Annotated in this window: 21 protein-coding genes; 15 read left to right on the plus strand and 6 right to left on the minus strand. The window is 70.0% G+C overall.

Annotated elements, in window-relative coordinates:
• Positions 1-231 precede the first annotated feature (231 nt).
• The 9 genes from ACWCPM_RS17720 to hchA all read left to right on the plus strand — a co-directional run bounded on the left by ACWCPM_RS17720 (position 232) and on the right by hchA (position 9,458).
• Positions 232-1,443 carry a serine hydrolase domain-containing protein gene (locus ACWCPM_RS17720; protein WP_450977103.1) on the plus strand — a complete coding sequence of 404 codons (1,212 nt, stop codon included), beginning with the start codon at positions 232-234 and terminating at the stop codon, positions 1,441-1,443.
• Between the two features lie 580 nt (positions 1,444-2,023).
• Positions 2,024-3,139: an ATP-binding protein gene (locus ACWCPM_RS17725; protein WP_450977104.1), complete on the plus strand. Its 1,116-nt coding sequence runs from the start codon at positions 2,024-2,026 to the stop codon at positions 3,137-3,139.
• 20 nt (positions 3,140-3,159) lie between these two features.
• On the plus strand, positions 3,160-3,987 hold the full coding sequence (locus ACWCPM_RS17730) for a roadblock/LC7 domain-containing protein (RefSeq protein ID WP_450977172.1): 828 nt from the start codon (positions 3,160-3,162) through the stop codon (positions 3,985-3,987).
• The gene (locus ACWCPM_RS17735; RefSeq protein ID WP_450977105.1) at positions 3,980-4,363 is read left to right on the plus strand and encodes a DUF742 domain-containing protein; all 384 of its coding nucleotides are present in this window, start codon (positions 3,980-3,982) and stop codon (positions 4,361-4,363) included. Before ACWCPM_RS17730 ends, ACWCPM_RS17735 begins: the two co-directional genes overlap by 8 nt.
• 3 nt (positions 4,364-4,366) lie before the next feature.
• Positions 4,367-4,927 carry a GTP-binding protein gene (locus ACWCPM_RS17740; RefSeq protein ID WP_450977106.1) on the plus strand — a complete coding sequence of 187 codons (561 nt, stop codon included), beginning with the start codon at positions 4,367-4,369 and terminating at the stop codon, positions 4,925-4,927.
• A 10-nt stretch (positions 4,928-4,937) separates the two neighbouring features.
• Entirely contained in the window at positions 4,938-6,311 is a 1,374-nt protein-coding gene (locus ACWCPM_RS17745) for a cytochrome P450 (protein WP_450977107.1), read from the plus strand.
• Between the two features lie 60 nt (positions 6,312-6,371).
• On the plus strand, positions 6,372-7,655 hold the full coding sequence (locus ACWCPM_RS17750) for a cytochrome P450 (RefSeq protein WP_450977108.1): 1,284 nt from the start codon (positions 6,372-6,374) through the stop codon (positions 7,653-7,655).
• Positions 7,652-8,443 carry an enoyl-CoA hydratase/isomerase family protein gene (locus tag ACWCPM_RS17755; protein WP_450977109.1) on the plus strand — a complete coding sequence of 264 codons (792 nt, stop codon included), beginning with the start codon at positions 7,652-7,654 and terminating at the stop codon, positions 8,441-8,443. Before ACWCPM_RS17750 ends, ACWCPM_RS17755 begins: the two co-directional genes overlap by 4 nt.
• Before the next feature lie 139 nt (positions 8,444-8,582).
• Positions 8,583-9,458: a glyoxalase III HchA gene (hchA, locus tag ACWCPM_RS17760; protein WP_450977110.1), complete on the plus strand. Its 876-nt coding sequence runs from the start codon at positions 8,583-8,585 to the stop codon at positions 9,456-9,458.
• A gap of 65 nt (positions 9,459-9,523) precedes the next feature.
• Here the strand turns inward: hchA and ACWCPM_RS17765 are convergent, their stop codons facing one another.
• Together ACWCPM_RS17765 and ACWCPM_RS17770 are read right to left on the minus strand one after the other, a co-directional pair.
• Positions 9,524-10,663, minus strand: coding sequence for an AI-2E family transporter (locus tag ACWCPM_RS17765; protein WP_450977111.1), 1,140 nt, complete (start codon positions 10,661-10,663; stop codon positions 9,524-9,526).
• A 236-nt stretch (positions 10,664-10,899) separates the two neighbouring features.
• Positions 10,900-11,901 (minus strand): LacI family DNA-binding transcriptional regulator, encoded by a 1,002-nt coding sequence (locus tag ACWCPM_RS17770; RefSeq protein WP_450977112.1) that lies wholly within the window; start codon positions 11,899-11,901, stop codon positions 10,900-10,902.
• Between the two features lie 240 nt (positions 11,902-12,141).
• On the opposite strand from ACWCPM_RS17770, the gene ACWCPM_RS17775 reads away from it, so the two are divergent.
• Genes ACWCPM_RS17775 through ACWCPM_RS17795 form a run of 5 tightly spaced genes read left to right on the plus strand, consistent with a single transcriptional unit; the run spans position 12,142 to position 21,091 of the window.
• A complete protein-coding gene (locus tag ACWCPM_RS17775) occupies positions 12,142-13,479 on the plus strand; it encodes an ABC transporter substrate-binding protein (protein WP_450977113.1) in 1,338 nt (445 codons plus the stop codon).
• A gap of 7 nt (positions 13,480-13,486) precedes the next feature.
• A complete protein-coding gene (locus ACWCPM_RS17780) occupies positions 13,487-14,437 on the plus strand; it encodes a carbohydrate ABC transporter permease (RefSeq protein ID WP_450977114.1) in 951 nt (316 codons plus the stop codon).
• Between the two features lie 47 nt (positions 14,438-14,484).
• Positions 14,485-15,291 (plus strand): carbohydrate ABC transporter permease, encoded by an 807-nt coding sequence (locus tag ACWCPM_RS17785; protein WP_450977173.1) that lies wholly within the window; start codon positions 14,485-14,487, stop codon positions 15,289-15,291.
• A gap of 35 nt (positions 15,292-15,326) precedes the next feature.
• Positions 15,327-18,056, plus strand: coding sequence for a glycoside hydrolase family 38 N-terminal domain-containing protein (locus ACWCPM_RS17790; protein WP_450977115.1), 2,730 nt, complete (start codon positions 15,327-15,329; stop codon positions 18,054-18,056).
• Positions 18,057-18,106: 50 nt separating this feature from the next.
• Positions 18,107-21,091, plus strand: a complete 2,985-nt coding sequence (locus tag ACWCPM_RS17795) for a glycoside hydrolase family 2 TIM barrel-domain containing protein (protein WP_450977116.1) — start codon at positions 18,107-18,109, stop codon at positions 21,089-21,091.
• 81 nt (positions 21,092-21,172) lie between these two features.
• On the opposite strand, the gene ACWCPM_RS17800 is transcribed toward ACWCPM_RS17795, so the two are convergent.
• The 4 genes from ACWCPM_RS17800 to ACWCPM_RS17815 all read right to left on the minus strand — a co-directional run bounded on the left by ACWCPM_RS17800 (position 21,173) and on the right by ACWCPM_RS17815 (position 23,437).
• Entirely contained in the window at positions 21,173-22,327 is a 1,155-nt protein-coding gene (locus ACWCPM_RS17800; protein ID WP_450977117.1) for a glycoside hydrolase family 5 protein, read from the minus strand.
• Positions 22,328-22,818: 491 nt separating this feature from the next.
• The gene (locus tag ACWCPM_RS17805; protein ID WP_450977118.1) at positions 22,819-22,968 is read right to left on the minus strand and encodes a hypothetical protein; all 150 of its coding nucleotides are present in this window, start codon (positions 22,966-22,968) and stop codon (positions 22,819-22,821) included.
• Positions 22,969-23,075: 107 nt separating this feature from the next.
• Positions 23,076-23,204: a hypothetical protein gene (locus tag ACWCPM_RS17810; protein ID WP_450977119.1), complete on the minus strand. Its 129-nt coding sequence runs from the start codon at positions 23,202-23,204 to the stop codon at positions 23,076-23,078.
• Complete coding sequence (locus tag ACWCPM_RS17815; protein ID WP_450977120.1) at positions 23,201-23,437, minus strand: hypothetical protein; 237 nt, start codon at positions 23,435-23,437, stop codon at positions 23,201-23,203. Before ACWCPM_RS17815 ends, ACWCPM_RS17810 begins: the two co-directional genes overlap by 4 nt.
• A gap of 275 nt (positions 23,438-23,712) precedes the next feature.
• Here ACWCPM_RS17815 and mgrA point away from each other — a divergent pair, with 275 nt between their 5' ends.
• The gene (mgrA, locus tag ACWCPM_RS17820; protein WP_450977121.1) at positions 23,713-24,762 is read left to right on the plus strand and encodes an L-glyceraldehyde 3-phosphate reductase; all 1,050 of its coding nucleotides are present in this window, start codon (positions 23,713-23,715) and stop codon (positions 24,760-24,762) included.
• The last annotated feature ends 110 nt before the right edge of the window (positions 24,763-24,872 follow it).

Here is a 24,872-nt window from a genome sequence, read left to right on the forward strand (position 1 = left end):
GGGCCTGATTCGACCCGACCCGGACCCGGACCCGGCTCGGCACGAATTGTCTCGTCTTTGATTACCCCCTTGCCTTCAACACCTTGTCACAGTATTACGATGCATCCAGCGTCGTCCCGGAGCCGGTGCCGTCTCGTCGCACGCGCCCGCGGACAACGTCGGGGGCTGTGCGGTGACGGTCAGTCGCCGGACCGGGTGGCGCCGACCAGATCCCGAATCAGAAAGACTCGGATGCGCATCAAGTATGTGAGCCTCCTGCTCGCAGGCTCCACCGCGATGGCGGCACTCGCCGCCTCCCCCGCCGGTGCGGCCACCTCCCCCCTCCCCAACCCTTCGGTCACCTCGGTCCTCAAGGTGCAGAAGGACGCCATGTCGGCGGGAGCGCCCGGCGCCCTCACCCGCATCGACTCCGGCAACTCCAGCTACCGCATCTCGTCGGGGCAGGCGGACACCGCCGCTCACACGGCGATGGACGCCGGCCGCCGGTTCCGGGTCGGCAGCGTCAGCAAGACCTTCACCACGGTCGTGCTCATGCAGCTCGTCGCCGAGGGACGTGTGGACCTCGACGCCTCGGCGAACAGCTACCTCCCGAAGGCGCTGCCGGACGACGGCATCACCGTGCGGCACCTGCTCAGTCACCGCAGTGGTCTGTGGGACTACACCAACGAGATGTTCTACTACACCGTTCCGGGCTTCGAGTCCGTGCGGAACAAGGTGTTCACCTACCAGGAGCTGATCGACCTGTCGACGGCCCACAAGGTGAACAACGCGCCGGGCGCCGCCTACAGCTACTCCAACACCAACTTCGTGGTGCTGGGCCAGCTCATCGAGCAGGTCACCGGCGTGCCGATGGCCACCCACTACCAGCAGCGCGTCTTCGGGCCGCTGAAGCTGGACAACACCACCTACGTGCACCCGGAGACCACCATCTCCGGTTCCTACGCACGGGGTTACCTGCGCCAGGACGACACCACGCTGCCGCTGGTGGACTCCACCGAGCAGACCGTGTCGTGGGGCCAGTCGGCCGGAGCGGTCATCTCCAACTCGGCCGACCTCAACCGCTTCTTCTCCGCCCTCGTCTCCGGCAAGCTGCTGCCGCAGGCGCAGCTGCAGGAGATGATGCGCATGGTTCCGGTCAACGCGGACGGCACCCAGTCCTACGGGCTCGGCCTGCGTGCCCGCAAGCTCTCCTGCGGCGTGACGGTCTACGGTCACACGGGCACCGTGCAGGGCTACTACACGTATGCCTTCACCACGGCGGACGGCAAGCGCAGCATGACGTCCATGGCGAACACCTCCAACAACGGAACGGTGAACACCATCCTCGGCGGCACGCTGGAGGCCGCGTTCTGCGGCACCGCCGTCGCCAAGGCCGACAAGTTCGCGGCCCCGGGCGACGAGGGCTTCACCGAGGACATCGCTCCTGGAGTGGTCCGCCACTGACGACAGGGTGACCGGACCACTCCGGCCACCTGAGGAAGCGCTCCCGCCCACCGGTTCCCACGGAGGGCGGGAGCGCTTTCGTTCGCCGCCCCGTTCCCCTGGACCCGCGGCGGCGACCCGGCCGATCGGACACATCGAGGCAACCGGGTTTTCCCCTCGGTGACATGTCGCGGAGACGTCATGTCCCCACAGCACGGACGACACCTGCCCGTATGTGCCGCCCACTCCATGTGTCCGGCCCTCGGCCCCTGCCCGACGGGCCCGCCTCCGAGGCATACGATCGCGCCAACGGCCGCTGCGCGCACCCTTGTTGATCCTGTGCCGACGCCGGACCACCCCGACGGCGCGCCGCATTGACGGTGATAGCATTCCGCCGTCTGCGACCTTGATCCACTTTGTTCGGGTGCCGACCTGAGGTGCTCCTCGCACCAGCATCACTCGCGGCCCCCGTACGACCGGTCGCGGGCTGTCGCGAGGTCCGTCGACGCCTGCATGCCATGCGCCGAGAAAGGTTTCCATGACTCAAGACGTGCTTCTTTGGTGCCTCGTTGCGATAGCGGTGACAGCCACTGCCGCAGTCGTGGCTCTCGTGCTCCGCAACAGAGCCCTGGGGGTGAGGAAGAGGGAGTCCGAAGCCTCCCTGGGGCAGCGGCTGAACTACACCGAGGCCGAACTCACCCGTGTGCAGCACGAACTGGCAAAGGTCCAGAGCGAGCAGGAGGGTGTGATCCGCGAGGCCGAGCAGGCCGCGGAGGAGAGCACCAAGGCGGTCCTCAAGGGTGCCGCCCGCTTCCTGCAGAGCCTCGCGGTCGAGCAGACCGTGCTGCTGGACGAGATCCAGCGCAAGTACGGCGGGCACACCGTCCTGTCCGATCTGATGGAGGTCACCCACGCCAACGCCCAGATGGCGCGCAAGGCCCAGGGCATCGCGGTCATGTGCGGTGCGCCGCTCGGCCGGCGCAACCAGCCGGCCAGCGTCTACGACGTCGTCCGCAGTGCCCAGAGCCAGATCCGGAACTTCCACCGGGTCGAGATCATGCAGCCGAGCGGCATCGCGCTGAAGTCGTCGGCCGTCGCCCCGGTCGCGCTCGCCGTCGCCGAACTGCTGGACAACGCCGCGAGCTTCTCGCAGGCGGACGCCCCGATCGAGGTGACGTTCCAGCGTGTGCAGAAGAACCTCTGCATCGTCATCGACGACGCCGGCGTCAGCATGAGCGACGAGGACCGGCAGAAGGCGACCGCGCTGCTGGCGGGCGACGCCCTGCCCCGGCTGTCCCAGCTGGGCACCCAGCCGAAGTTCGGCTTCCCGGTCATCGGTCTGATCGCTCGTCAGTACGGCTTCAAGGTCGACGTCACCGGAGTCTCCCGGTACGGCGGCGTCCGGGCCGTCGTCCTGCTGCCCGAGGAGTTGTGGACCATGGAGGAGACCACCCCGCCGGCCACCGAGGCGCAGGTGAGCAGTATCAGACGCGGTGAGAACCGTGAGCAGTCCGCGCGTACGATGCACGGTCTGCCCAAGCGTGGAGCTCGCAAGTCGCCCATCTCCAGCGTTCCTTCCGACGGGGGCGCCGGCGGCGGTGAGCAGACGCCGAGGAGGGCCTCGCGCTCCGGCGGTGGGCTGGGGGCGTTTCAGCGCGGCACGCTGTCGGGCCGTGACCTCGAAGCCCCCACGCCTGAAGGGTCCGATGACGCATGACGACAACAGACATGTCATGGATGGTCCAGGACATCGTGGACAACGTGCCCCGGGCGCGGCACGCCGTGGTGCTGTCCGCCGACGGACTTCCGCGCGGGTCCACGGACGGCCTGAACCAGAAGGACGTACGGACCATCTCCGCGGCCATGGCCGGGATGCAGTCGCTCAGCCGGGCCACCGCGCACTTCGCCGGACCGTCGCAAGACCGGCAGTGGAACCAGACGATCGTCGAGTTCTCGCACGGCTGGGTGTTCCTGATCGGGGCCGGCCAGGGCGCGTTCCTGGCCGCCGCCGCGGAGCCCGATGTCGACATGCAGCAGATCTCCTTCCGGATGAGCCGCCTGGTCGCCCGGCTCGGCAACAACCTCACCTCCGCGCCGCGGGTGACCGCCCCGGACGCGGCCACGGCCGCGGGCGGAGGCGCCCCGCGGAGAGGGGAGGCGAGCGGATCGGGATTCGTCCTGGCCGAACTGGACGAGGTGATCGCCTCCGTACGCGGCGCCCGGCACGCCCTGCTCCTGGGGGCGGACGGTCTGCCGCGCGGGGCGAGCACGGGGATCGGCAGGGACCTCGCGGACACGATCTCGGCGGCCATGACGGGCATCCACGCCTACAGCCGTGCCACGGCGCCCTTCGCGGGCGGCCTGCGGGACGACGAGTGGCGGCAGACGGTCATCGAGTTCCGGCACGGCTGGATCTTCCTGATCGCGGCCGGGACCGGCGCGTTCCTCGCCGCCGCCGCCGAACACGACTGTGACATCGAGGAGTTCACCACGCGTCTCAGCGACGTGATACCCGCGCTCCTGACGCGGCAGGTGTCACAGGGAGGAAGGGCCGGGGATGTCTGAGCAACCGGACAGTGAGCTGGAGCTCACGTCGGCGTTAGTGCCTCTCTTCGTCATCGCGAAGGGACGTGCCCTGCCCGCGGCGCACGAGTACGAGCACACCACGCTCGTCACCGCCCAGGACGGGGCCTCGGTCGCCGCTCGCACCCTGTCCCCGGAAGCCGGCACGGTGATGGACCTGATCGCCGACGGTTTCCTGTCCGTGGCCGAGGTCTCCGGCTACACGCGGCTGCCGCTCGGCATCGTGCGCATCCTGCTCGCGCAGATGTCGGAGGACGGCCTGATCTTCGTGAGGAATCCGGCGCCACGAGCCGAACGTGTCGACCGTGAACTGCTCACCGCCGTGCTCGACGGCCTGAAGACTCGATTCGGAGCGTAGCCCGTGTATCTGGATCCAGCCGTCTCCCGTTCCGTGAAGATCCTCGTCATGGGCCACTTCGGGGTCGGGAAGACCACGTTCATCGGAAGCATCTCCGAGATCGAACCCCTCCAGACCGAGGAGGAGATCACCGAGGCCAGCGAGGGCTTCGACGATCTGTCGGGCACCCCGGACAAGACGACCACGACCGTGGCCATGGACTTCGGGCGTCTGAGCCTCAGCGACAGCCTCGTCCTGTACCTCTTCGGTACACCGGGCCAGGAGCGCTTCAAGGAGATGTGGGAGGGCCTGTCCCGGGGCGCGCTGGGCGCACTGGTGCTGGTCGACCCCGAGCGACTGCACGAGAGCTTCCCCATCCTCGACCTGGTCGAGCAGTTCGGCCTGGGCTACGCCATCGGCGTCAACCGCTTCGACGGAACCCCCGACTACCCGATCGCCGAGGTGCGCGAGGCACTCAACCTCTCCGACGAGACCCCGATCATCCACTGCGACGTCCGCAGTCAGGACTCCGCGGCGCAGTCCCTCATCACCCTCGTGAAGCACCTCATGTCCATACTCGGCTAGGAGCCACGGCATGCATCAGCAGTCCGACCCGACCGGCATACCGGCCGGTTGCCCCGCGCACGGCAACACCCCTTTGTACGGAGCCGAGTTCGGCTCCGACCCGGAGCGCCAGTACGCCGAGCTGCGCTCGCTCGGGCACAGCGCCCCCGTCGACATCGCGCCGGACGTCCAGGTCGAGCTCGTCACGAGTTACGACGCGAGCCTGTACATCCTGCAGAACCCGGCCGTGTTCGTGCGGGACTCCCGCCGTTGGAACGCGCTGAACGAAGGGCGCGTGCCCGCCGACAGCCCGGCGCTGCCCATGATGGGCTACCGCCCCAACGCGCTGTTCAGTGACGGCGCGGCGCACGCCCGGCTGCGCCAGGCGGTCACGGACAGCCTCGCCACGGTCGACCAGGTCCGGCTCGCACGCCTGGTCCAGCAGTCCGCCGACTACCTGATCAGCCGGTTCAGCTCCCACTCGGCCGGTGAGGCGGAGCTGATGACCTCCTACGCCCAGCCGCTGCCGCTGCTGGTCTTCGGCGACCTGTTCGGCTGCCCGCCCGAGCTCGGTGACCGTGTCATCACCGGGATCACCGGGATCTTCCAGGGCACCCCGGGCGCCGACGAGGTCCTGGGGGGCGCGCTCGCCGAACTGATCGCGCTCAAGCGCCGCCAGCCGGGCGAGGACGTCACCACCCGCCTGATGGTGCATTCCGCCCGCCTGACCGACGAGGAGGTGCTGCACCAGCTCGTGACGCTGCTCTCCGGCGGCACCGCGCCCCTGGCCGCCGCGATCGGCACCAGCAGCGCCCTGTACCTCAGCGACGAGTGGCCGGCCGGTCTGCCGATCGAGGACGCGGTCGTCAAGACGCTGTGGAACTACGCGCCGATCGCCAACTACGCGGCGCACTACCCCACCCAGGACGTCGAGCTGGGCGGCAGGACGCTCCGGGCCAACGACCCGGTGCTGATCTCCTTCGCGGCGGCCAACACCGACCCGAAGCTGACCGAGCACCGTGAGCAGCTCAGCGCCAAGGCCCACCTGGCCTTCGGCGCCGGCCCGCACGCCTGCCCCGCCAAGGACCCGGCGTTCATGATCGCGGCGACGGCGGTCGAGTCCCTGCTCAACCGGCTCCCCGACGTCGAGGTGCGCGTCCCTTTCAAGGAACTCGCCTGGGTGCCCGCGCCGTGGAGCCGCTCCCTGACGGCCGTGCCGATCCGGTTCACGCCACGCGCCGTCCCGTCGGCGGCCGCCTCCGCGACCGCGGCCCCTCTGTCCGGTCAGCCGGGCCGGCCCTCCGTCGCGGCGCCTCTGCCGGCCCCTCCGCGCCCGGGCCAGGACGCGGCGCATCACAGGGGCGGGCTGTTCAGCCGCTTCCGGGCATGGGTGAGGGGCGAGTGATGTAAGTAACCCTAAGAAACGACAGTGGTACTGGATGCTTCAAACACCACACGGGTACGTATGGCGGCTGATCCTCAGAAAGGAGCCGTCATCGTGGGGACTGCCACGGCTAGCTCGGCCGACCGTCGGGCCACCGTCTCCCTGTTCTCCCGCCTCCGTACGGCGGAAGGACAGGCCGATCCCTTCCCGATCTACGAAGAGCTCCACGCACGGGGCGGAGTCAGCCCCGCCCCCTGGGGCGGCTTCCTCGTGACCACGTTCAGCGCGTGCGACCAGGTGCTGCGCAGCAGCGGCGGCTGGCTCGAACCGGACACGAGGTGGAGGGAACAGCAGGGAGAACGCACCCGCTGGAGTGCCTCCTCCTCCCGGGAGATCAGCCGCACGCTGCCCGCGCTCAACCCCCCGGAGCACACCCGGGTGCGCCGGTCGGCGGGCAACTTCGACCGCCACACCGTCGACCGCATCGGCCGCCGGGTGAACAAGGTCGTCGACCGCCTCCTCGACGGCGTGCGCGAACGCCTGCACACGGGGGAGGCGGACTTCGCCGCCCTGGTGTGCGAGGAACTCCCCGTCGCCACCGTCGGCGACTGGCTCGAGCTGCCGAGCGCGGACTGGGCCCGACTGCGCGAGCTGACCCACGACCAGGTGTTCACCCAGGAACTGCTGCCCTCCGCCAGCCAGTTGGCTCGCTCCGACCTCGCGATGGCCGAACTGCGGGCCTACTTCCTCGACCTGGTGCGCGAGCGGCGCGCCCGTCCCGGCGAGGACCCCGTGTCCCGTTGGACACACACCTGGGACGCGATGGAACCGGACCAGGACAAGGCCGATGAAGCGGTCTACTTCCTCGCCCTGTTCGTCCTGCTGGCGGCCCTGGAGACGACCTCGACGCTCCTGTCGACGATGACGCTCCACCTCGTCGAACACCCCGACCGCTGGGCCCTGCTCACCGAACAGCCCGACCTCGTGCCGGCCTTCGTGGAGGAGGCCCTGCGCTTCGACCCTCCCACCCATGTGATCAGCCGGATCGCCGCGTCGGACTGCGTTCTGGAGGACGTCGACGTACGCGCGGGCGAGATGGTCCACCTCATGGTGGGAGCCGCCCAGCGAGACCCCGCCCGCTTCGCCCGCCCCGAACTGTTCGACCCCCACCGCAAGCCGGCCCATCTCGCGTTCAGCGCGGGCATCCACTACTGCCTCGGAGCGCCCCTGGCCAGGCTCGAGGCCCAGACCCTGCTGCGCCGCACCGTGTCCCGCCTCCCCCGACTCGCTCTGGTCCGCCGGCCCGCCCGTGCCCCCCGGGTGGCGTTCAGGCGCCTGCTGAACTTGGATGTCGCCCTCGCATGAACACCTCGATCGCCGCCGGCCTCGCCGCACCCCTGTCCGCACACACGCTCCTCGACGTCACGCACACCGGGCCCGTCCTCCACGTCCGGCTCAACCCCACCCTCCAGGGCGACACGCTCAGCGCCGCGGTCCTGGACGAACTCACCGACGTCCTCGACAGCCTCCATGAACGGCCGGACATACGCGTCCTGGTGCTCTCCTCCTCCGGTGACGACTTCTGTCTGGGCGCCGACCGCGGCGAGTTCCAGGAGGCGTTGGCGAAGGACCCCACCGCGGGCGCGCTGCGCCGCATCGCGGACAAGGCCCACCGGCTGTGCCAGGCCCTGGAGAACACCCACGCGGTCACCGTCGCGCGGCTCCACGGCAAGGTCATCGGCGCCGGCCTCGCACTCGCCGCGCACTGCGATCTCCGCGCCGGCTCGGACACCGCCCGGTTCCGCATGCCCGAGGTCGGTGTCGGACTCGCACCCGCCTGGGGCGGTGCCATGGGCCGCCTGATCTGGGAGGCGGGCGCCTCGAGAATCCGCGAACTCATGCTCACCTGCGACACGTTCGACGCCGCGACCGCCCACGAGCTGGGGCTCCTGCACAAGGTGGCGCCGATCGAGAAGCTGGACGACGTCATCGCCGCCTGGACGAAACCCCTCGCCAGGCGCTCCCCCGAGGCGGTCGTGCTGACCAAACGCATGCTCACCGCCTACGCGAAGGCCGCCCGCACGGGCGACATCGCGCTGCTCGACTCCCACCTCCTGACCACCCAGCTCACCCCGCAGCGGGGTCGCGACTGACGAACGGACGCGGGGGGGCCTCGCCGCACCGGGCGAGGCCCCCCGCGTCCTGCGCGTCGGGGGACGGTCTCGCCGACCTGCCGAGCGGACACGCACGGGATAGCATCGAGAGAGCCCTCTCCAGGAAAGAGGTCGTCGCATGTCATCCGCCGCAGACGATCTGAGCAGGGACCCCACGCCGGATCCGGCCGAGGACAACGCGTTCTTCCCGTCGCCGTACTCGCTGAGTCAGTACACGTCCCCGAAGACCGACTTCGCGGGAGTGCGGTACAAGGGCGCCTACACCGGGGGCCGGTGGAAGGTGCTCATGATCGCGTCTGCCGAGCGCTATCTGCTGACCCAGAACGGGACGATGTTCTCCACCGGCAACCACCCGGTCGAGATGCTTCTGCCGCTCCACCACATGATGGAGGCCGGCTTCGCCGTCGATGTGGCGACGGTGGGCGGCTACCCGGCGAAGCTGGAGCTGTGGGCCATGCCGCGCGAGGACGAGGCGGTCCAGGCTGCCTACGCGGCGATCAAGCCGAAACTGAAGCAGCCGATGAAGCTCTCCGACGTCGTGACCAACCACCTGACGAAGGACGCGGACTACATCGCCGTCTTCATTCCCGGCGGTCACGGGGCGGTCGTCGGCCTGCCCACCAGCGAAGGTGTCGCTCGGACGCTCGACTGGGCCCTCGCGAACGACAAGTTCCTGATCACGTTGTGCCACGGTCCCGCCGCACTGCTCGCGGCCGGCCTCGGCAAGGAGGAGTCACCCTTCAGGGGCTACTCGGTCTGTGTCTTCCCCGACTCCCTGGACGAGGGGCCGAACCTCGACATCGGCTACCTTCCCGGGCGCCTGCCGTGGCTCGTGGCACGGCTGCTCCGCGAGCAGGGGCTCGACGTCCTCAACGACGACATGACCGGCAGGACGCACCAGGACCGGAAGCTCCTGACGGGCGACAGCCCCCTCGCGTCCGACAACCTCGGTCTGCTGGCGGCCGAGGCGCTCGTCGGGGCCGCACAGACCTAGACCTCGCCCCGACGCCCTCGCCCCGACGCCCTTGTACGGGGCGACGGGAGCGAGGCCTTGGTCCGTCAGGCCGAGAGCGGTGCCGTGGCCGGTTCCGGGTCGGTGCCGCGGCCGGGACCCGGGACGCCCACCGGATCGTGCGGCGGCTCGGACAACTGGGTGCGCACATAGTTCCAGACCACCGCGATCAGCGCGGCGACCGGAACGGCGAGCAGGCTGCCCACGATGCCCGCCAGGCTGCCGCCCAGGGTGACCGCGAGCAGGACGACCGCCGCGTGCAGGCCGAGTCCCCGGCTCTGGATCATGGGCTGGAAGACATTGCCCTCCAACTGCTGGACGACGATGATGACAGCCAGCACTATCAGGGCGTCCGTCGGCCCGTTCGACACCAGGGCGATGAGCACGGCGACGGATCCGGCGAACAGCGCGCCGATGATCGGCACGAAGGCGCACACGAAGGTGAGCACGGCCAGCGGGAGGACCAGCGGGACGTCCAGGACCCACAGGCCGATGCCGATGAGGACGGCGTCCAGCAGACCGACCGCCGCCTGCGAGCGGACGAAGGCGCCGAGCGTCTCCCAGCCGCGTTCGGCGACGGCCGGGACGTCGGCCGCGAGGCGCCCGGGGAGCTGACGCGCCAGCCAGGGCAGGAAGCGCGGCCCGTCCTTGAGGAAGAAGAACATGAGGAAGAGGGCGAGGACGGCCGTCACCACTCCGTTGACGACGGTGCCCACTCCGGTGGCGAGGGTCGTCACCAGGCTGCCGACGCTGTTCTGGACACGGTCGGTCGTGGTGTCCAGAGCGGTGGTGATCTGATCGTCGCCGATGTTGAGCGGCGGCCCCGCGGCCCACTCCCGTACACGCTGGATGCCCTCGACCACTCCCTCGGTCAGCTCGCCGGACTGCGAGGCGACCGGGACGGCGATGAGTGCCACAGCCCCGGCGGCGACCGCGAGGAAGAGCACGGTCACCACCGACGCGGCCAGGGCCGGCGGCCAGCTGTGACGACGCAGGAACCGGGCGGCGGGCCAGGTCAGCGTGGTGAGGAGCAGGCCGATGACAAGGGGCCAGACGATCGGCCACATCCGGCCGAGAAGCCAGAGCACCACCGCGGTCCCGACGAGGACCAGCAGCAGCTCCGCCGATATGCGCGCCGAGGCACGGAGTGCGGCACGGGTTCTCGCAGGGCTCAAAGAGGCAGACATGCGATCACCCTATGCGCCACTGCTCCCCTACGGCCGCCTCGGCCCGCCGATCTCCCGCACCGGCGCCGATCCCGCGGACCCGCGGGCCGGCGGACGCCGTACAGCGGTCCACGGAAAGGGAACAGACGGGTCGTCAGCCGGAGCGGCGCTACTCCGGCCGTGCGGGCCCGGGGCCCGGGACCCCTGTGACGGCGGCTGTTCCCGGTCCCCCTCCGGCACCCCCGACAACCGTGATTTCACGCCGACTCCCGTCGCCGCAGCTCCGCCCGCACCACCAGTTCGTCCCCGCTCAGCGGGGCGCTCCTGGTCAGCAGGCGGGCCGTCTGCTCGACCGCGAGAGCACCCAGCCGGCGGGTGTCCAGGGCCACGGTGGACAGGGGCGGCTCCACGAGTTCCCCGAGCCGGAGACCGTCGAAGCCGATCACGGCGAGGTCCTCGGGCACGGTCCGCCCGAGCCGGCGCGCGGCGCGCAGTGCTCCGATCGCGATGATGTCGTTGAACGTGAACACGGCGGTGACGTCGGGACGGGCGGCGAGCAGCTGCTTCAGCGCGTTCTCCCCGCCCTCGACGCTCTGGTCCGCGCGGCTCACCGCCCCGGCGTCCAGCCCGCAGGCGGCCATCGCGTCCGCGAACCACTCGTGGCGGATGCTCGGCTCGGACCGGCCCGCGTGGTCCAGCATGCCGATGTGCCGGTGGCCCGACTCGACCAGATGCCTGATCGCCGCGTGGACGCCTTCCTTGCCGTCGATCCGGATCGTGCTGAACCGCTCGGCGTGGTGCTCGCGGTCGATCAGCACCACGGGCAGCCCACGGGTCAGCCTGTCGATCTCGGCCTCGCTCTGGCTCAGGTAGCCCACGACGGCGTCCACCTGCGAGGCGATCACCTCCAGCGTGCCGCGCTCCTCCTCGATGCGGTCCCCGGTGTCGTAGACGACGACGTGCCAGCCGCGTCCCCGCGCCGCGTCCAGCGCGGCCGCCGCGACCTCGGTGAAGAACGGGTTGAGCAGATCGGGGATCACGAGCCCCACACTGATCGTGTCCTGCCGGACGAGCCCCCTGGCGAAACGGCTCGGGCGGTACCCCAGCTCAAGGGCGGCGTCGAGGACGCGCTGCTTCGTGGAGTCCCCGATCTCGCCCTTGTCGTTGAGCGCGCGTGACACGGTCTGCCGGGACACCCCGGCAAAGCGGGCCACATCGTCGATCGTCACCCTGCGAGGGCCCGTCCCCGACGCCGCCATCACTCACCTCCACGTTGTCGTCGACGCCTGGCGGCCGTCGATTCCTTGACACCCGACCGCACCGAAGCGCACACTCCCAATCACTTCGCAACAACACCCCCGTCACCCCGCCGTTACCGCTCCCGTGAGCGCTCACGTTACCGCTCACGGAACCTGATTCCAACCAGAAGGCATCCCGCCTCAGGTGTCAACGTCGACCCGCCTAGCGCCCACCGCTAGACGCTCTCTGGAACGGAAGATATGAGCAGGACAGTCACACGCACCCGCCTCGCCGCCGTCGTCGCCACGGCGGCGAGCATCGCCGTACTTGCCGGGTGTTCCTCATCCCCCTCGTCCGACAACGCGTCCGCGGGCTCCTGCGAGCCGGCGAAGGGCAAGGTCACGCTCCAGTACTGGAACGCCGTTCCGGGCATGGACAAGGTCGTCGACCTGTGGAACAAGAAGAACCCTGACATCCAGGTCGAGATGAAGAACATCTCCAACGACCAGTACGGTGCCATCGGCAACGCGCTCAAGGCGGGCAAGGCACCCGACCTCGCGCAGGTCGGCTACGACCAGCTCCCCAACCTGCGCACCCAGGACGCGTTCGTCGACGTGTCGGCCTGCGCGGACGCCACGGCGGCCAAGTCGAAGTTCGTTCCGTGGACCTGGTCGCAGTCCAGCTTCGGTGACACCGGGGTGTTCGCCCTCCCGCAGGACACGGGCCCGATGGCCCTGTTCGTGCGCGGCGACATCTTCGAGAAGCACGGCGTGCCGATCCCCACGACCTGGGACGAGTACGCCGCCGCCGCGGAGAAGCTGCACAAGGCGGACTCCGACCTCACCATCACGTACTTCGATCCGAACAACGCCGAGTGGTTCAACGGCCTGCTCTGGCAGAACAACGTGAAGATGTACGACTACGCCGGCGACAAGTGGCACGTCACGGTGGAGTCGGAGCAGAGCAAGCAGGTCGCCGACTACTGGCAGGAGCTGATCTCCGACGACGCCGTGCGCACCGACCTCGCCCACGGCTCCACGCAGATGTACGCCGCGTACCAGAAGGACCAGATCGCCAGCTACATCGGCGCGGCCTGGGGCTACAGCATGTTCCGCGACAACCTCCCCAAGCAGGCGGGCAAGTGGACGATCGTCCCGATGCCCAAGTGGGGCGCGAACGAGACGTCCGGCAACTGGGGCGGTTCGACGGTCGCGTTCATGAAGGGCAGCAAGCACCTGTACGAGTCGGTCAAGTTCAACACGTGGCTGAACACCGACCCGGAGGCGCTCGCGCTGGAGAACGAGCTCGGCGGCCTCTACCCGGCGGCCACCGCGGGGCTGGAGCTTCCGGCGCTCTCCAAGGGTGTGCCGTACTACGGCGACCAGAAGATATTCGACGTCTTCGCCAAGTCGTCCCAGCAGGTCGACACCAGCTTCACCTGGGGTCCCACGCAGAAGACGGTGAACCTGGCGCTTCAGGACGCCTTGGCCAAGGCGGCGGCCGGTGACGGCAAGCTGACCGACGCGCTCGCGGCCGCCCAGGAGGCAGCCCTGAAGTCGATGCAGGACCAGGCCATCCCGGCCGCGGCGGGCAAGTGACCACAGCATGACCGACATCGCACCCCGCGCGACCCGCGCGGTGGCGTCGCCCCGGGGCCGCCGTCGTCGTCTCGACGGCGGCGGCCCCCGGGCGGGCACCGTCGTCGCGTTCCTGATTCCCTTCTTCCTCCCCTTCGTGCTGTTCTACCTGGTACCGGTGGGCTACGCGCTCTGGCAGAGCGTCCGCGTCGTGCGCCGCACCGGCGGTCAGTACGGGACGTCGTACACCACCTTCGGCGGCTTCGAGCAGTACGCGCAGGTCTTCCAGAACAGCGAGTTCTGGGCCAGCATCGGGCGCATCGGACTGTTCGGTGTCGTGCAGGTGCCGGTCATGCTGTTCATCGCGCTGGTCATGGCGCTGCTCCTGGACACTCCGCTGCTGAGGCTCAAGTCGTTCTTCCGGATCACGGCGTTCATGCCGTACGCCGTGCCCGGGGTCATCGCCGCGATCATGTGGTCGTATCTGTACTCGCCGCAGCTGAGCCCCGTGGTGGACCTGCTGAAGGGCGTCGGTCTCGAGCCCGACTTCCTCGGTCCCGGAGCCGTGCTGTGGTCGGCGGCGAACGTCTCCACCTGGCTGTGGACCGGCTACAACATGCTGATCATGTACGCGGCGCTGCAGTCCATACCCCAGGAGCTGTACGAGGCCGCCAAGATCGACGGCGCGAACAACTGGACGATCGCGTGGCGGATCAAGGTTCCGATCATCGCGCCCTCCATCGTCCTGACCACGGTGTTCTCGATCATCGGCACCCTGCAGCTCTACGCCGAGCCGGCGGTGCTGCGTCAGATCTCCTCGAACATCTCCAGCACGTTCACACCGAACATGCTCGCGTACGCGGTGGCGTCCGGGAACAACTACCAGCAGGCCGCGGCGATCTCCGTGGTCATCGCCGTCATCACCTTCGTCCTGAGCTTCGGTTTCATGCGACTGACCTCGAAGAAGGCGGGCCTGTGAGCAACCGATCCGCGATCCGCGAGAGCCGGGTCAGCCGCACGGCCGTCATGGCTCTGATGCTCCTGCTGACCATGTACTTCCTGCTGCCGGTCTACTTCCTGATCGTCGCGGCGACCAAGCCCCAGGGTGACCTCGCCTCCACCAACGGCCTCCTGCTCTCGGACTTCAACCTGTTCGAGAACCTGCATGTGCTGTTCACCCGCAGCGACGGCGTCTTCGGCCGGTGGGCCCTGAACACCGTCATCTACGCGGTGCTGGGCGCCGCCGTCGGGACCCTCATCTCCGCGTTGTGCGGCTACGCGCTCGCCAAGTTCCGGTTCCGGGGCCGCGAGTTCCTGTTCTCGGTCGTCCTCGGCGGTGTGCTCGTCCCCACCACGGCGCTGGCGCTCCCGCTGTTCCTGCTGTTCTCGGCGACCGGGCTCGTCAACACCTACCTCGCCGTGTTCCTGCCCAGCATCGTCAGCCCCTTCGGCGTCTATCTCGCGCGTATCTTCGCCAACGCGGCGGTGCCTCAGGAGCTCATCGAGTCGGCGCGGCTGGACGGCGCGGGAGAGTTCCGCACGTTCTTCTCGGTGGCGTTCAAGCTGATGACGCCGGCACTGGTGACGATCTTCCTGTTCCAGTTCGTCGCCATCTGGAACAACTTCTTCCTGCCGATGGTGATGCTCCAGAAGGAGTCGCTCTTCCCGATCACCCTCGGCCTGTACCAATGGAACGGCCAGACCGCGCGCGCCCCGCTGCTGCAGCAGTCCGTGATCACCGGCTCGCTGGTGTCGATCGTGCCCGTGATCATCGTGTTCATCCTCCTCCAGCGGTTCTGGCGCACCGGGCTCGCCGCCGGATCCCTCAAGTGACCATCCCCCCGCCAGCACAGAAGGTCCCCCTCCCCATGCAGAACTCCGCCGTCTTCGTGCCCCACTTCCACTGGGACCGTGAGTGGTACGAGCCCTTCCAGGTGTTCCGGCACCGGCTCGTCACCGCTCTCGACACCGTGCTGGAGACGGCCGAGGCGCACCCGGACTTCCGGTTCACCGTCGACGGTCAGATGGCCGCGCTGGAGGACTATCTGGAGATGCGCCCGGAGAACCGCGCGCGCGTCGTGGCCCTGGTCCGCGAGGGCAGACTCGCCATCGGGCCGTGGCTGATCCTGCTCGACGAATTCCTCTGCTCCGGCGAGACCATCGTGCGCAACCTCCAGATGGGGTGTGCCGCAGCGGAGGCCCTCGGCGGTGCGATGCCCGTGGGCTATCTGCCGGACATGTTCGGCCATGTCGCGCAGATGCCGCAGATCCTGGCGCGCGCCGGGTTCGAGCACGCGGCGCTGTGGCGCGGTGTGCCCGGCTCCGTCGAGGGCCACGCGTTCCGCTGGCGTGCCCCCGACGGCTCCGAGGTGCGCACCGAGTTCCTCTTCGACGGCTACGACAACGGCCTCGACGTGCTGCTGGTCCCCGACCGGATAGGCCGCGCGCTCGGCGAGTACGCCGAGATGACGGCCGAGCGCTGGGGTGGCGATCCGGTGCTGGCCATGGCCGGCACCGACCACAACGCGCCCGATCCGCGACTGACGGCCTGGCTGCGGCAGGCTGCCGACGAGAAGCGGGCCATCACCGTCGCGACGCTCGACGAGTACATCCGGGAGCACGCACGCGACGAAGTGACCGCCGTCGTCACCGGTGAGCTGCGCAGCCATGTACGCGGCAACATCCTTCCCGGCGTGCTGTCCGTGCGGCTCGGGCTCAAGCAGCGGATGGCCGTGGCCGAGCGCACCGTCGACCACGCCGAGCGGGTCAACGCCCTGTGGTCCGGGCGCGACGACGCGCCGTTCCTCTCGCTGGCCTGGCACAAGATCATCGAGTCCACGGCGCACGACTCGGTGGTCGGCTCGGGCACCGACGAGACCTGCGACCAGGTCGACGCCCGGCTCGCCGAGGCCGCGCAGACGGCACGCGCCGTACGGGACGCGGCGCTCGCCGAGCCCGCCGCCCGGGTGCCGAGCGACGGCCACCTGGTGGCCAACACCCTGCCCTCGGCGCGTACCGCGCTGGTCGAGGTGGACGTCGTCGCCCCGGCGGAGGGGACCGCACTGGTCGCGACGGCCGCCGACGGCTCCGCGCAGCCCGTGCAGTTGATCTCCGAGGCACCGACCGTGCTCAGCGACGAGCGCATGGACGCCTCGCAGCTGGAGCGGGTGCTGCGCCGCATCCACCGCCGTGAGCTGTTCGGCCTGCTGATCGACCGCTACGAACTCACCGCGGGCGCCCTGGTCTTCCACCTCGCCGAGGTGCCGTCCGGCGGGCCCTTCGATCTGCTGATCCTGCGCCGCGAGGTCGCCGCCGCGGCCGCCGCGCACCCGGGTGAGTGGCGGGTACGGACGCTGGCGGAGGCCCGCGCCACCGCGCTGGTGCCGGTGCGCGTCCCCGCCTCCGGACTGACGAGCTTCCGGGTGGAGGCGGCCGACCTGGCCGCCGTCCCGGCCCCGGGTCTCGCACCCGCCACGGCGACGGCCGGCACGCTGTCGAACGGCCTTGTCGAGGTCGCGGTCGCCGCGGACGGGACCCTGGACGTGACCGGGGCGGACGGCAGCGTCCTGAGGGGAGTGGGCCGGCTCGTCGACGGCGGCGACCGCGGCGACAGCTACAACTACGCTCCCCCGGCGCGGGACGTCCTGGTGTCGGAGCCGGCACACGTCTCCGTCGACCTCCTGGAGAGCGGCCCGCTGCGCTCCCGGCTGCGTGTCACCCGTGTCTACGACTGGCCGGTGGCGCTCTCCCCGGACCGCGACCTGCGCGGCGACCGGACCGTGCCGACGCCGGTGGAGATGTTGGTGGAGGTGCGCGCGGGTGAGCCGTTCGTCCGGATCACCACGTCCTTCCTGAACCAGAGCGCCGATCACCGGCTGCGCTTGCATGTGCCGCTGCCCGAACCCGTCACCACGTCCGCCTCCGCCGGGCAGTTCGCCGTCACCGAGCGCGGACTCACCGCCGAGGGAGGCTGGGGCGAGTACCCGCTGCCGACCTTCCCCGCGAGTTCCTTCGTGTCGGCGGGCGCCGCCACCGTCCTGCTCGACCACTCCGGCGAGTACGAACTCGTCGACGAGGGTTCCGCGCTCGCCCTCACCCTGCTGCGCGCGATCGGATCGATCAGCGTCAACATCCACCCGCTCCGCGACGAACCCGCGGCGAGCGAGATCCCCGCGCCGGGCGCGCAGGACCTCGGCATGCGGATCGAGAACCGCTTCGCCGTCGTGCCGTCCGCGACCGGCTGGCAGGGCTGCGACGCCGTCGCCCTCGCCGAGGAGTTCCGCAGCGACGTGCTCGTCACCCGCGGGACCGCGCCCGCCGGCGGTCAGTTGCCGCCCGACGCGAGCGGCGTACGGGTGGACGGCGACGACGTCCACGTCTCCAGCATCCGCCGTGTCACCGACGACGAGCACGGACCCGGCACCGAGGTCCGTGTGACCGCGATGAGCGACACCACCACGACCGTCCGCGTGACCGGCCCGTTCGCCGAGGCCACCACGGTCGACCTGCTCGGCCGGCCGCTGTCGCGGACGACCGCGCGGGACGGGCTCGACCTCGTCCTCGGACCGTGGGAGATCCGGACCGTCGTGCTCCGGTGACCCTCCCCCACCACGACCTTCCCCCTTGCTATGACGAAAGTTGTGACTCCTTGTCATCCGAGCTCTCCGCGTACGTTTCGGACCCCACACCCGCGCGTGGTGCGCTGCGCCCGGCGCGCTCGTGGCTGCACTCCGACGCGCCCTCACGTTCCCTGAACGGTCCCTGGCGCTTCCGTCTCTCACCCGTGGCATCGGTGCCGGAGGACTTCGCCACCGAGGACTTCGACGACCACGACTGGGACGACATCGCGGTGCCCTCGCACTGGGTGCTCCAGGACGACGGGGCCCACGGCCGGCCGGTCTACACGAACATCCAGTTCCCGTTCCCGATCGATCCGCCCCACGTCCCGGACGAGAACCCCACCGGCGACCACCGCCGTCACTTCGACGTCCCCGCCGACTGGGCGGACGCCGAGCGCGTCGTGCTGCGGTTCGACGGTGTCGAGTCGCTCTTCAAGGTGTGGGTCAACGGCGTCGAGATCGGCAGCGCCAGCGGCAGCCGGCTGGCTCACGAGTTCGACATCACCTCCGCGGTGCGCACGGGCGACAACGTCGTCGCCGTGCGGGTGCACCAGTGGTCGGCGGCCAGTTACGTCGAGGACCAGGACCAGTGGTGGCTGCCGGGCATCTTCCGCGACGTCACCCTGCTCGCCCGGCCGGCCGGGGGTATCGAGGACGTCTGGCTGCGGACCGGGTTCGACGACGGCCGCGGACACGTCGTACCGGAGGTGACCGCCGACGCCGCGGCGTTCCCCGTCACCCTGCGCATCCCCGAACTGGGCGTCGAGCAGGTCTGGGCGACGGCGGCCGACGTGTCCCCGCTGGACGTGGCCGAGGTGGAGCCCTGGTCGGCCGAGCGGCCGCGGCTGTACGACGCCACCGTGTCGACGGCCGCGGAGAGCATCGCGCTGCGGGTCGGATTCCGTACGGTCGAGATCCGCGGCGACCGCTTCCTGGTGAACGGCCGCCGCGTCGTCTTCCACGGGGTCAACCGGCACGAGACGCACCCGGAGCGCGGCCGTGTCTTCGACGAGGCGCACGCCCGCGAGGACCTGGCGCGCATGAAGCGGTTCAACGTCAACGCGATCCGCACCAGCCACTACCCCCCGCATCCGCGGCTCCTCGACCTCGCCGACGAGCTGGGCTTCTGGGTCGTCCTGGAATGCGATCTGGAGACGCACGGCTTCGACAAGGTGGACTGGGTCGGCAACCCGAGCGACGACCCCACCTGGCGCGCGGCCTACCTCGACCGCGTCGAGCGCACCGTCGAACGCGACAAGAACCACCCCAGCGTCGTCATCTGGTCGCTGGGCAACGAAGCGGGAACCGGGAGCAACCTCGCCGCCATGTCGGCCTGGGTCCACGCCCGCGACGCCGAACGCCCCGTGCACTACGAGGGCGACCACACCGGCGAGTACACCGACGTCTACTCCCGGATGTACGCCTCGGTGCCGGAGACCGAGCAGATCGGCACCGACGGCGCACCGTCCGTGCTCTTCGGCTGCACTCCCGCGCAGAGCGCCCGGCAGCGCTCCAAGCCGTTCCTGCTGTGCGAGTACGCCCACGCGATGGGCAACGGCCCCGGCGCCCTGGACGAGTACGAGGCGCTGGTCCACCGATTTCCGCGGCTGCACGGGGGGTTCGTCTGGGAGTGGCGCGACCATGGCATCCTGGCCACGACACCCGACGGCACGCCGTACTACGCCTACGGCGGTGACTTCGGCGAGGTCGTGCACGACGGCAACTTCGTCATGGACGGCATGCTGTTGAGCAATGACGAGCCGACGCCCAGCCTGCACGAGTTCAAGGCCGTGGTGCAGCCGGTCCGCTTCGGCTTCGACGACGACAAGCTCACGATCACGAACCTGCGTCACTCGGCCGACACCTCGGACCTGCGCTTCCTGTGGCGCGTCGAGCACGACGGAACACTCGTGGACTCCGGGGAGCTGGACGTTCCCGCCGTCGCCGCGGGCGGGTCGGCAGTGGCGGGGCTGCCGAGGATCGTGGTGGCGCCGCACGCCGAGACCTGGCTCACGGTCGACGCGGTGCTCGCGGCGCCCGCCGACTGGGCACCGGAAGGACATGTGGTCGCGACCGCCCAACAGGACCGCTCGGCACGGGCCGTGGTCCCCGCGCTCCGGCCGCGAGGTGACTGGCGGCCGGGTGACGGCACGCTGACGCTCGGCATCGCCGAGTTCGCCGGCGGATCTCTGGTCCGGCTGGCCGACCGCTGCGTCACCGGGCCTCGGCTGCAGTTGTTCCGCGCGCCCACCGACAACGACGAGAGCCCCTCCGACGGAGTCGAGAACGGCGACGCCGGCACGACGGGAATGTCCGACGCCGACCTGTGGCGTCGCGACGGGCTGGACCGCCTGGTCAGCCGACGCGTGGCGGTGGAACAGGCGGCGGACGCCCTGCGTACCGTCGACCGGGTCTCGGCGGCGAACTCCGCCCTGTCGGTGACGGTCGAGTCCGTCTGGTCGCTCGAGGACGGCGAACTGGAACTGCGCGTGGAGATCGAGCCGTCGAGCGGCTGGCGCACGGTGTGGCCCAGGATCGGCATCGGCTTCGACCTGCCCGACGGCGCGGCTCCGGTCGACGGCGCCGAGTGGTTCGGACTCGGCCCGCTGGAGTCCTACCCGGACAGCCTGCGCGCGGCCCGCACCGGCCGCTTCTCCGCCGGCGTCGGTGACCTCTGCGTGGACTACGCCCGCCCCCAGGAGACCGGGCACCGCTCCGGGTTGCGCTCGCTGACGCTGACGAGCGCCGCCGCCGAGGTGCTCCGGGTGGTGGCCGTCCCCGACGTGCACGGCCGGCGCCCCGGCTTCACCCTCAGCCGGCACACCCCTCAGCAGATCGCCCGAGCCGGACATCCCTTCGAGCTCCCCGACTCGGCGGTCACGCATCTGATCGTCGACGCGGCCCAGCACGGGCTCGGCTCACGGGCCTGCGGCCCCGACGTGTCCCCCGAGTTCGTGCTGCGCCCCGAGGCACGGACGATCAGGCTGCGCATCGCGGCGGGGGGAGCGGCCTGACCGCGCACTCCAGATGCTCGGGCGTCGCCCTGTCCGAAAGGGACGCCGCCCGAGCGGGAGCCGGCTGCCGGACGTCAGGAGTCAGCCGGCCGGGAAGGCGTCGGGGGTCCTGACGCGCTCACGGATCCAGACGCCGGCGGGCTTCAACGGTCCGGTACCGACCCAGGAACCGGGGTTGTTGCAGGTACCGGTCTTGAAGACGGCGCCGGTGCGGTGGTCGTCGGAGAAGTTCCAGTTCACCCAGCTGATCTTCTTGCTCGCCATGAGGTCGAGGTAGCGCTGCGACATGGCGAAGTCGTTGTTGCCCTCGCCGGCGTAGTTCTGGGTGCCGAACTCCGTGACGAAGACCGGGAGCGCGTCGGCGGCACGGGAGAGGGTCGCCAGGTACTCGTCGCGGTGCGAGTCGGCGTAGAAGTGGAAGGTGTACATGATGTTCGAGGCCCTGACCGGGTTGTTCACCACCTCGGACTCGTTCGCGCCCTCGGAGACACCGAACGAGGACCAGGCGCGGGTGCCGACCAGCACGGGGGCGTCGGAGTCGATGTTCCGGATCGTCGGGATGATCTGTTCCGCGTAGCTCTTGATACGGGACCAGCTCACGCCACTGGGTTCGTTGGCGATCTCGTAGAGGATGTTGTTCTTGGCCTTGTTGCGGTTGGCGATGTCGGTGAAGAACTTCCGCGCGTTGCTCAGGTTGGCGTGGGGGTCGCCCGGGGTGAGCATGTGCCAGTCGACGATCACGTACATGCCGCGGTCGGTCGCCTGCTGGATCAGGGAGTTGGCGAGGTTGGTGAAGTGCGTGGGATTCGTCTCGTACCCGCCCTCCTGGACATAGGTCGAGACCCGCAGGACGTCGGCCTTCCAGTCCTGGGCCAGGGCGTCCAGGGAACCGCTGGTCAGACAGTGCGGGTACCACTGGGTGCCGTGCGTGCTCATGCCGCGCAACTGGACGGGGTTCCCGCGGCTGTTGCAGAGCTTGGTGCCGCAGACCCGGAGCTGTCCGTTGAGGGAGACCGGGGTGGCCGCCGCGGCGCGGGCGTCCGTCGCGGTCCGCGTGGTGGCCTGCGTGGTGGTGGCGACGTCGGAGGCCGATCGGCCGACCGGCGCGGCCGGCTGGGCGGATGTCGCGGCGGCGGGGACGACGGCCGTCGCCAGGAGCAGCGCGCCGCCGATCGCGGCCGCCACGGCTGCCGGGGGTAACAGCTTGAGCCTCAGTTTCACCTGAACTCCGTTCATGGGCGTGACCGATAGGAAACTTTCCTAACTTGATGGAAGCAGGTGGTTTCCTGATGCGGCAAGGGTGCGGTCGGCACCGGTCATCCACACGGGTTCAGGTGGGTGTACGGGCAGGTGGCGGCCCTTCCCTGCCCTGCACCGTCACCCCCGGAGGGCGAGTCCCCGCGCCGAGCGGGGCCTGGGTGGCCGGCCTGTCAATACCGGCGGGGAGGTCGACGCCGGGGCACCTGCCGACGCCTCGGCGTCCGCCGGCGACGTCGCGAGACGCTTCGGGGCACGGCTGAACCACGGCGTCCTGACGAGGGCGTTCAGGTTCTTGCCGTCGATGTCGGCCGGGCGGCAGGCGACAGCCGACCGGCGTGCCCCCGCGCATCAGCCGTTCGCCCCTCGGACGGACGGCCAGGGCGGTCTCCGCCTCGCCGTCCGGCGAATGAGATCACACGTTTGAATACAACGAGCCCCCGCACGAGGTACGTGGGGGGCTCGGCCCTTCAGGTGGACACGGGGTCCTCCGGCAGGTCCTCCAGGCCCTCGTCCGCCGACGGTGTCTCCGGCGGCGGGAACACGAGGTCCTCGAAGGCCTCCATCGCAAGAAGGAGCAGCAGTAGTAGGGCTGGGACCAGCAACGCGATCAAGACCACGGCACCTCCCGGGGGAGAGTGGGCGGGCTTTCTCAGGGCGGCTACGTCGGATCAAGTCTGCTTCCGAATGGAGTAGCGCGCATGTCGATCACATGGGCGGGACGCGTTCAGCCGCCCTGCTCGTCGTCGTCCCGCGCCTGTCTGCGGGCGTCGCGCACCAGCATGACGGTGACACCGCCTGCCGCCAGCACGAAGAGGAGCGGGAAGACCAGACCCACCCAGCGGCCGGCGCTCACCGCCCCGACTCCTCGCACGCGGCCGAGCCGGGCCCGCCAGCGGCACGCCGCGCGCCGTCGTACCCGACGGTCTCCCGGGTGCGGCCCGGGTGGAGCGCGGCGGCGATGCTGCGGAAGAGGTCCAGGGCGGTCGTGTCCACGCTCACGGCGCCGATTTCGGTGGATTCCGGGAGGCGGCCGCGCTCCGGCAGGGCCGGGTCGCGGTCTACGTCGGGGTTCGGGCAGTGGTTCATCGGCAGAGCCTCCGGGCCGGTACGGGCCTGACGGCACCGAGGAAATCGGTGCCTGGCGTCAACGCCCTTGCTGAACAGGGTTCCCCCTTCGGATCAGAGAACGCGGAACGGACGCCCTTGGGCACGGCGACATACGAACCGGACGGGATTGAGAAGTGGGAGCGCACAGTGTGATGGACGGGACGTGTTGGACTTCGCCATCGACGTGACGCAAGGTGGTAACCACTCCCTGATCAGGGCGTTCATCACGCCCGCTCACCTTGGAGACGCTCCTCATGACCCCTTACGTCGCAGACTCCGGCCGCTACGACGGCGCCATGCGCTACCGGCGGACAGGCCACTCGGGCCTCGACCTCCCGGCCCTGTCCCTCGGCTACTGGCACAACTTCGGCGACGACAAGCCGTTCGAGTCCCAGCGCAGGATCGCGCTGCGCGCCTTCGACCTCGGCATCACGCACCACGACCTGGCGAACAACTACGGTCCGCCCTACGGCTCCGCCGAACTCAACTTCGGCAAGCTGATGCGGCAGGATCTGCGGCCCTACCGCGACGAGCTGATCGTCTCCACCAAGGCGGGCTGGGACATGTGGCCCGGCCCGTACGGCCAGGGCGGCGGCTCACGCAAGTACGTCCTGGCCTCGCTGGACCAGTCGCTGACGCGCATGGGCCTGGACTACGTCGACATCTTCTACTCCCACCGGCTGGACGCCACCACGCCGCTGGAGGAGACGATGACCGCGCTCGACACCGCGGTCCGGCAGGGCAAGGCCCTCTACGTGGGCATCTCCTCCTACGACGCCGAGCGCTCCCGGCAGGCCGCCGCGATCCTGCGCGAGCTGGGCACCCCGCTGCTCATCCACCAGCCCTCCTACAACATGCTCAACCGGTGGATCGAGACCGACGGCCTGCTCGACGTCGCCGCCGAGGAGGGTTTCGGCGTCATCGGCTTCACCGCCCTCGCCCAGGGCCTGCTCACCGGACGGTATCTCGACGGCATCCCGGAGGACTCGCGGGCCGGCCAGGACAAGTCCTTCGACAAGGCCTGGCTCACCGAGGACACGCTCGGCCGGCTGCGCGCGCTGAACGACATCGCCGCCCGGCGCGGCCAGAGCCTGGCCCAGATGGCGCTGGCCTGGGCGCTGCGCGACGAACGCGTCACGTCACTCGTCATCGGCGCGTCCCGGGTCGAGCAGTTGGAGCAGAACGTGGCCGCGCTGGACAACCTCGCCTTCACCGCCGAGGAACTGGCCGAGATCGACGAACACGCCCTCATCTCCGGCAACGTGGACCTGTGGCAGCAGGCCCGCACCGGCGAGTTGGGCTGACCGCGAGCGGCAGGGACGGCCGAACGACCGGACCAAGCAGGGCCGGGACCAGGTCCTCAGCCGGTCCGTCCGTGTCAGGAACGGGTGTTGCCCTGCGGTGGGGAGGCGGT

This window comes from Streptomyces sp. NPDC002309 (assembly GCF_053593375.1).

What these genes read in the sequence shown, in the direction of transcription:
- ACWCPM_RS17765 (WP_450977111.1), bottom strand. Translation starts at nt 10,663, where the DNA reads ATGTCTGCCTCTTTGAGCCCTGCGAGAACCCGTGCCGCACTCCGTGCC.
- ACWCPM_RS17815 (WP_450977120.1), bottom strand. Translation starts at nt 23,437, where the DNA reads ATGAACCACTGCCCGAACCCCGACGTAGACCGCGACCCGGCCCTGCCG.
- ACWCPM_RS17755 (WP_450977109.1), top strand. Translation starts at nt 7,652, where the DNA reads ATGAACACCTCGATCGCCGCCGGCCTCGCCGCACCCCTGTCCGCACAC.
- ACWCPM_RS17790 (WP_450977115.1), top strand. Translation starts at nt 15,327, where the DNA reads ATGCAGAACTCCGCCGTCTTCGTGCCCCACTTCCACTGGGACCGTGAG.
- ACWCPM_RS17745 (WP_450977107.1), top strand. Translation starts at nt 4,938, where the DNA reads ATGCATCAGCAGTCCGACCCGACCGGCATACCGGCCGGTTGCCCCGCG.
- ACWCPM_RS17730 (WP_450977172.1), top strand. Translation starts at nt 3,160, where the DNA reads ATGGTCCAGGACATCGTGGACAACGTGCCCCGGGCGCGGCACGCCGTG.
- ACWCPM_RS17735 (WP_450977105.1), top strand. Translation starts at nt 3,980, where the DNA reads ATGTCTGAGCAACCGGACAGTGAGCTGGAGCTCACGTCGGCGTTAGTG.
- ACWCPM_RS17785 (WP_450977173.1), top strand. Translation starts at nt 14,485, where the DNA reads ATGGCTCTGATGCTCCTGCTGACCATGTACTTCCTGCTGCCGGTCTAC.
- ACWCPM_RS17780 (WP_450977114.1), top strand. Translation starts at nt 13,487, where the DNA reads ATGACCGACATCGCACCCCGCGCGACCCGCGCGGTGGCGTCGCCCCGG.
- hchA (WP_450977110.1), top strand. Translation starts at nt 8,583, where the DNA reads ATGTCATCCGCCGCAGACGATCTGAGCAGGGACCCCACGCCGGATCCG.
- ACWCPM_RS17750 (WP_450977108.1), top strand. Translation starts at nt 6,372, where the DNA reads ATGGCGGCTGATCCTCAGAAAGGAGCCGTCATCGTGGGGACTGCCACG.
- mgrA (WP_450977121.1), top strand. Translation starts at nt 23,713, where the DNA reads ATGACCCCTTACGTCGCAGACTCCGGCCGCTACGACGGCGCCATGCGC.
- ACWCPM_RS17800 (WP_450977117.1), bottom strand. Translation starts at nt 22,327, where the DNA reads ATGAACGGAGTTCAGGTGAAACTGAGGCTCAAGCTGTTACCCCCGGCA.
- ACWCPM_RS17775 (WP_450977113.1), top strand. Translation starts at nt 12,142, where the DNA reads ATGAGCAGGACAGTCACACGCACCCGCCTCGCCGCCGTCGTCGCCACG.
- ACWCPM_RS17770 (WP_450977112.1), bottom strand. Translation starts at nt 11,901, where the DNA reads ATGGCGGCGTCGGGGACGGGCCCTCGCAGGGTGACGATCGACGATGTG.
- ACWCPM_RS17720 (WP_450977103.1), top strand. Translation starts at nt 232, where the DNA reads ATGCGCATCAAGTATGTGAGCCTCCTGCTCGCAGGCTCCACCGCGATG.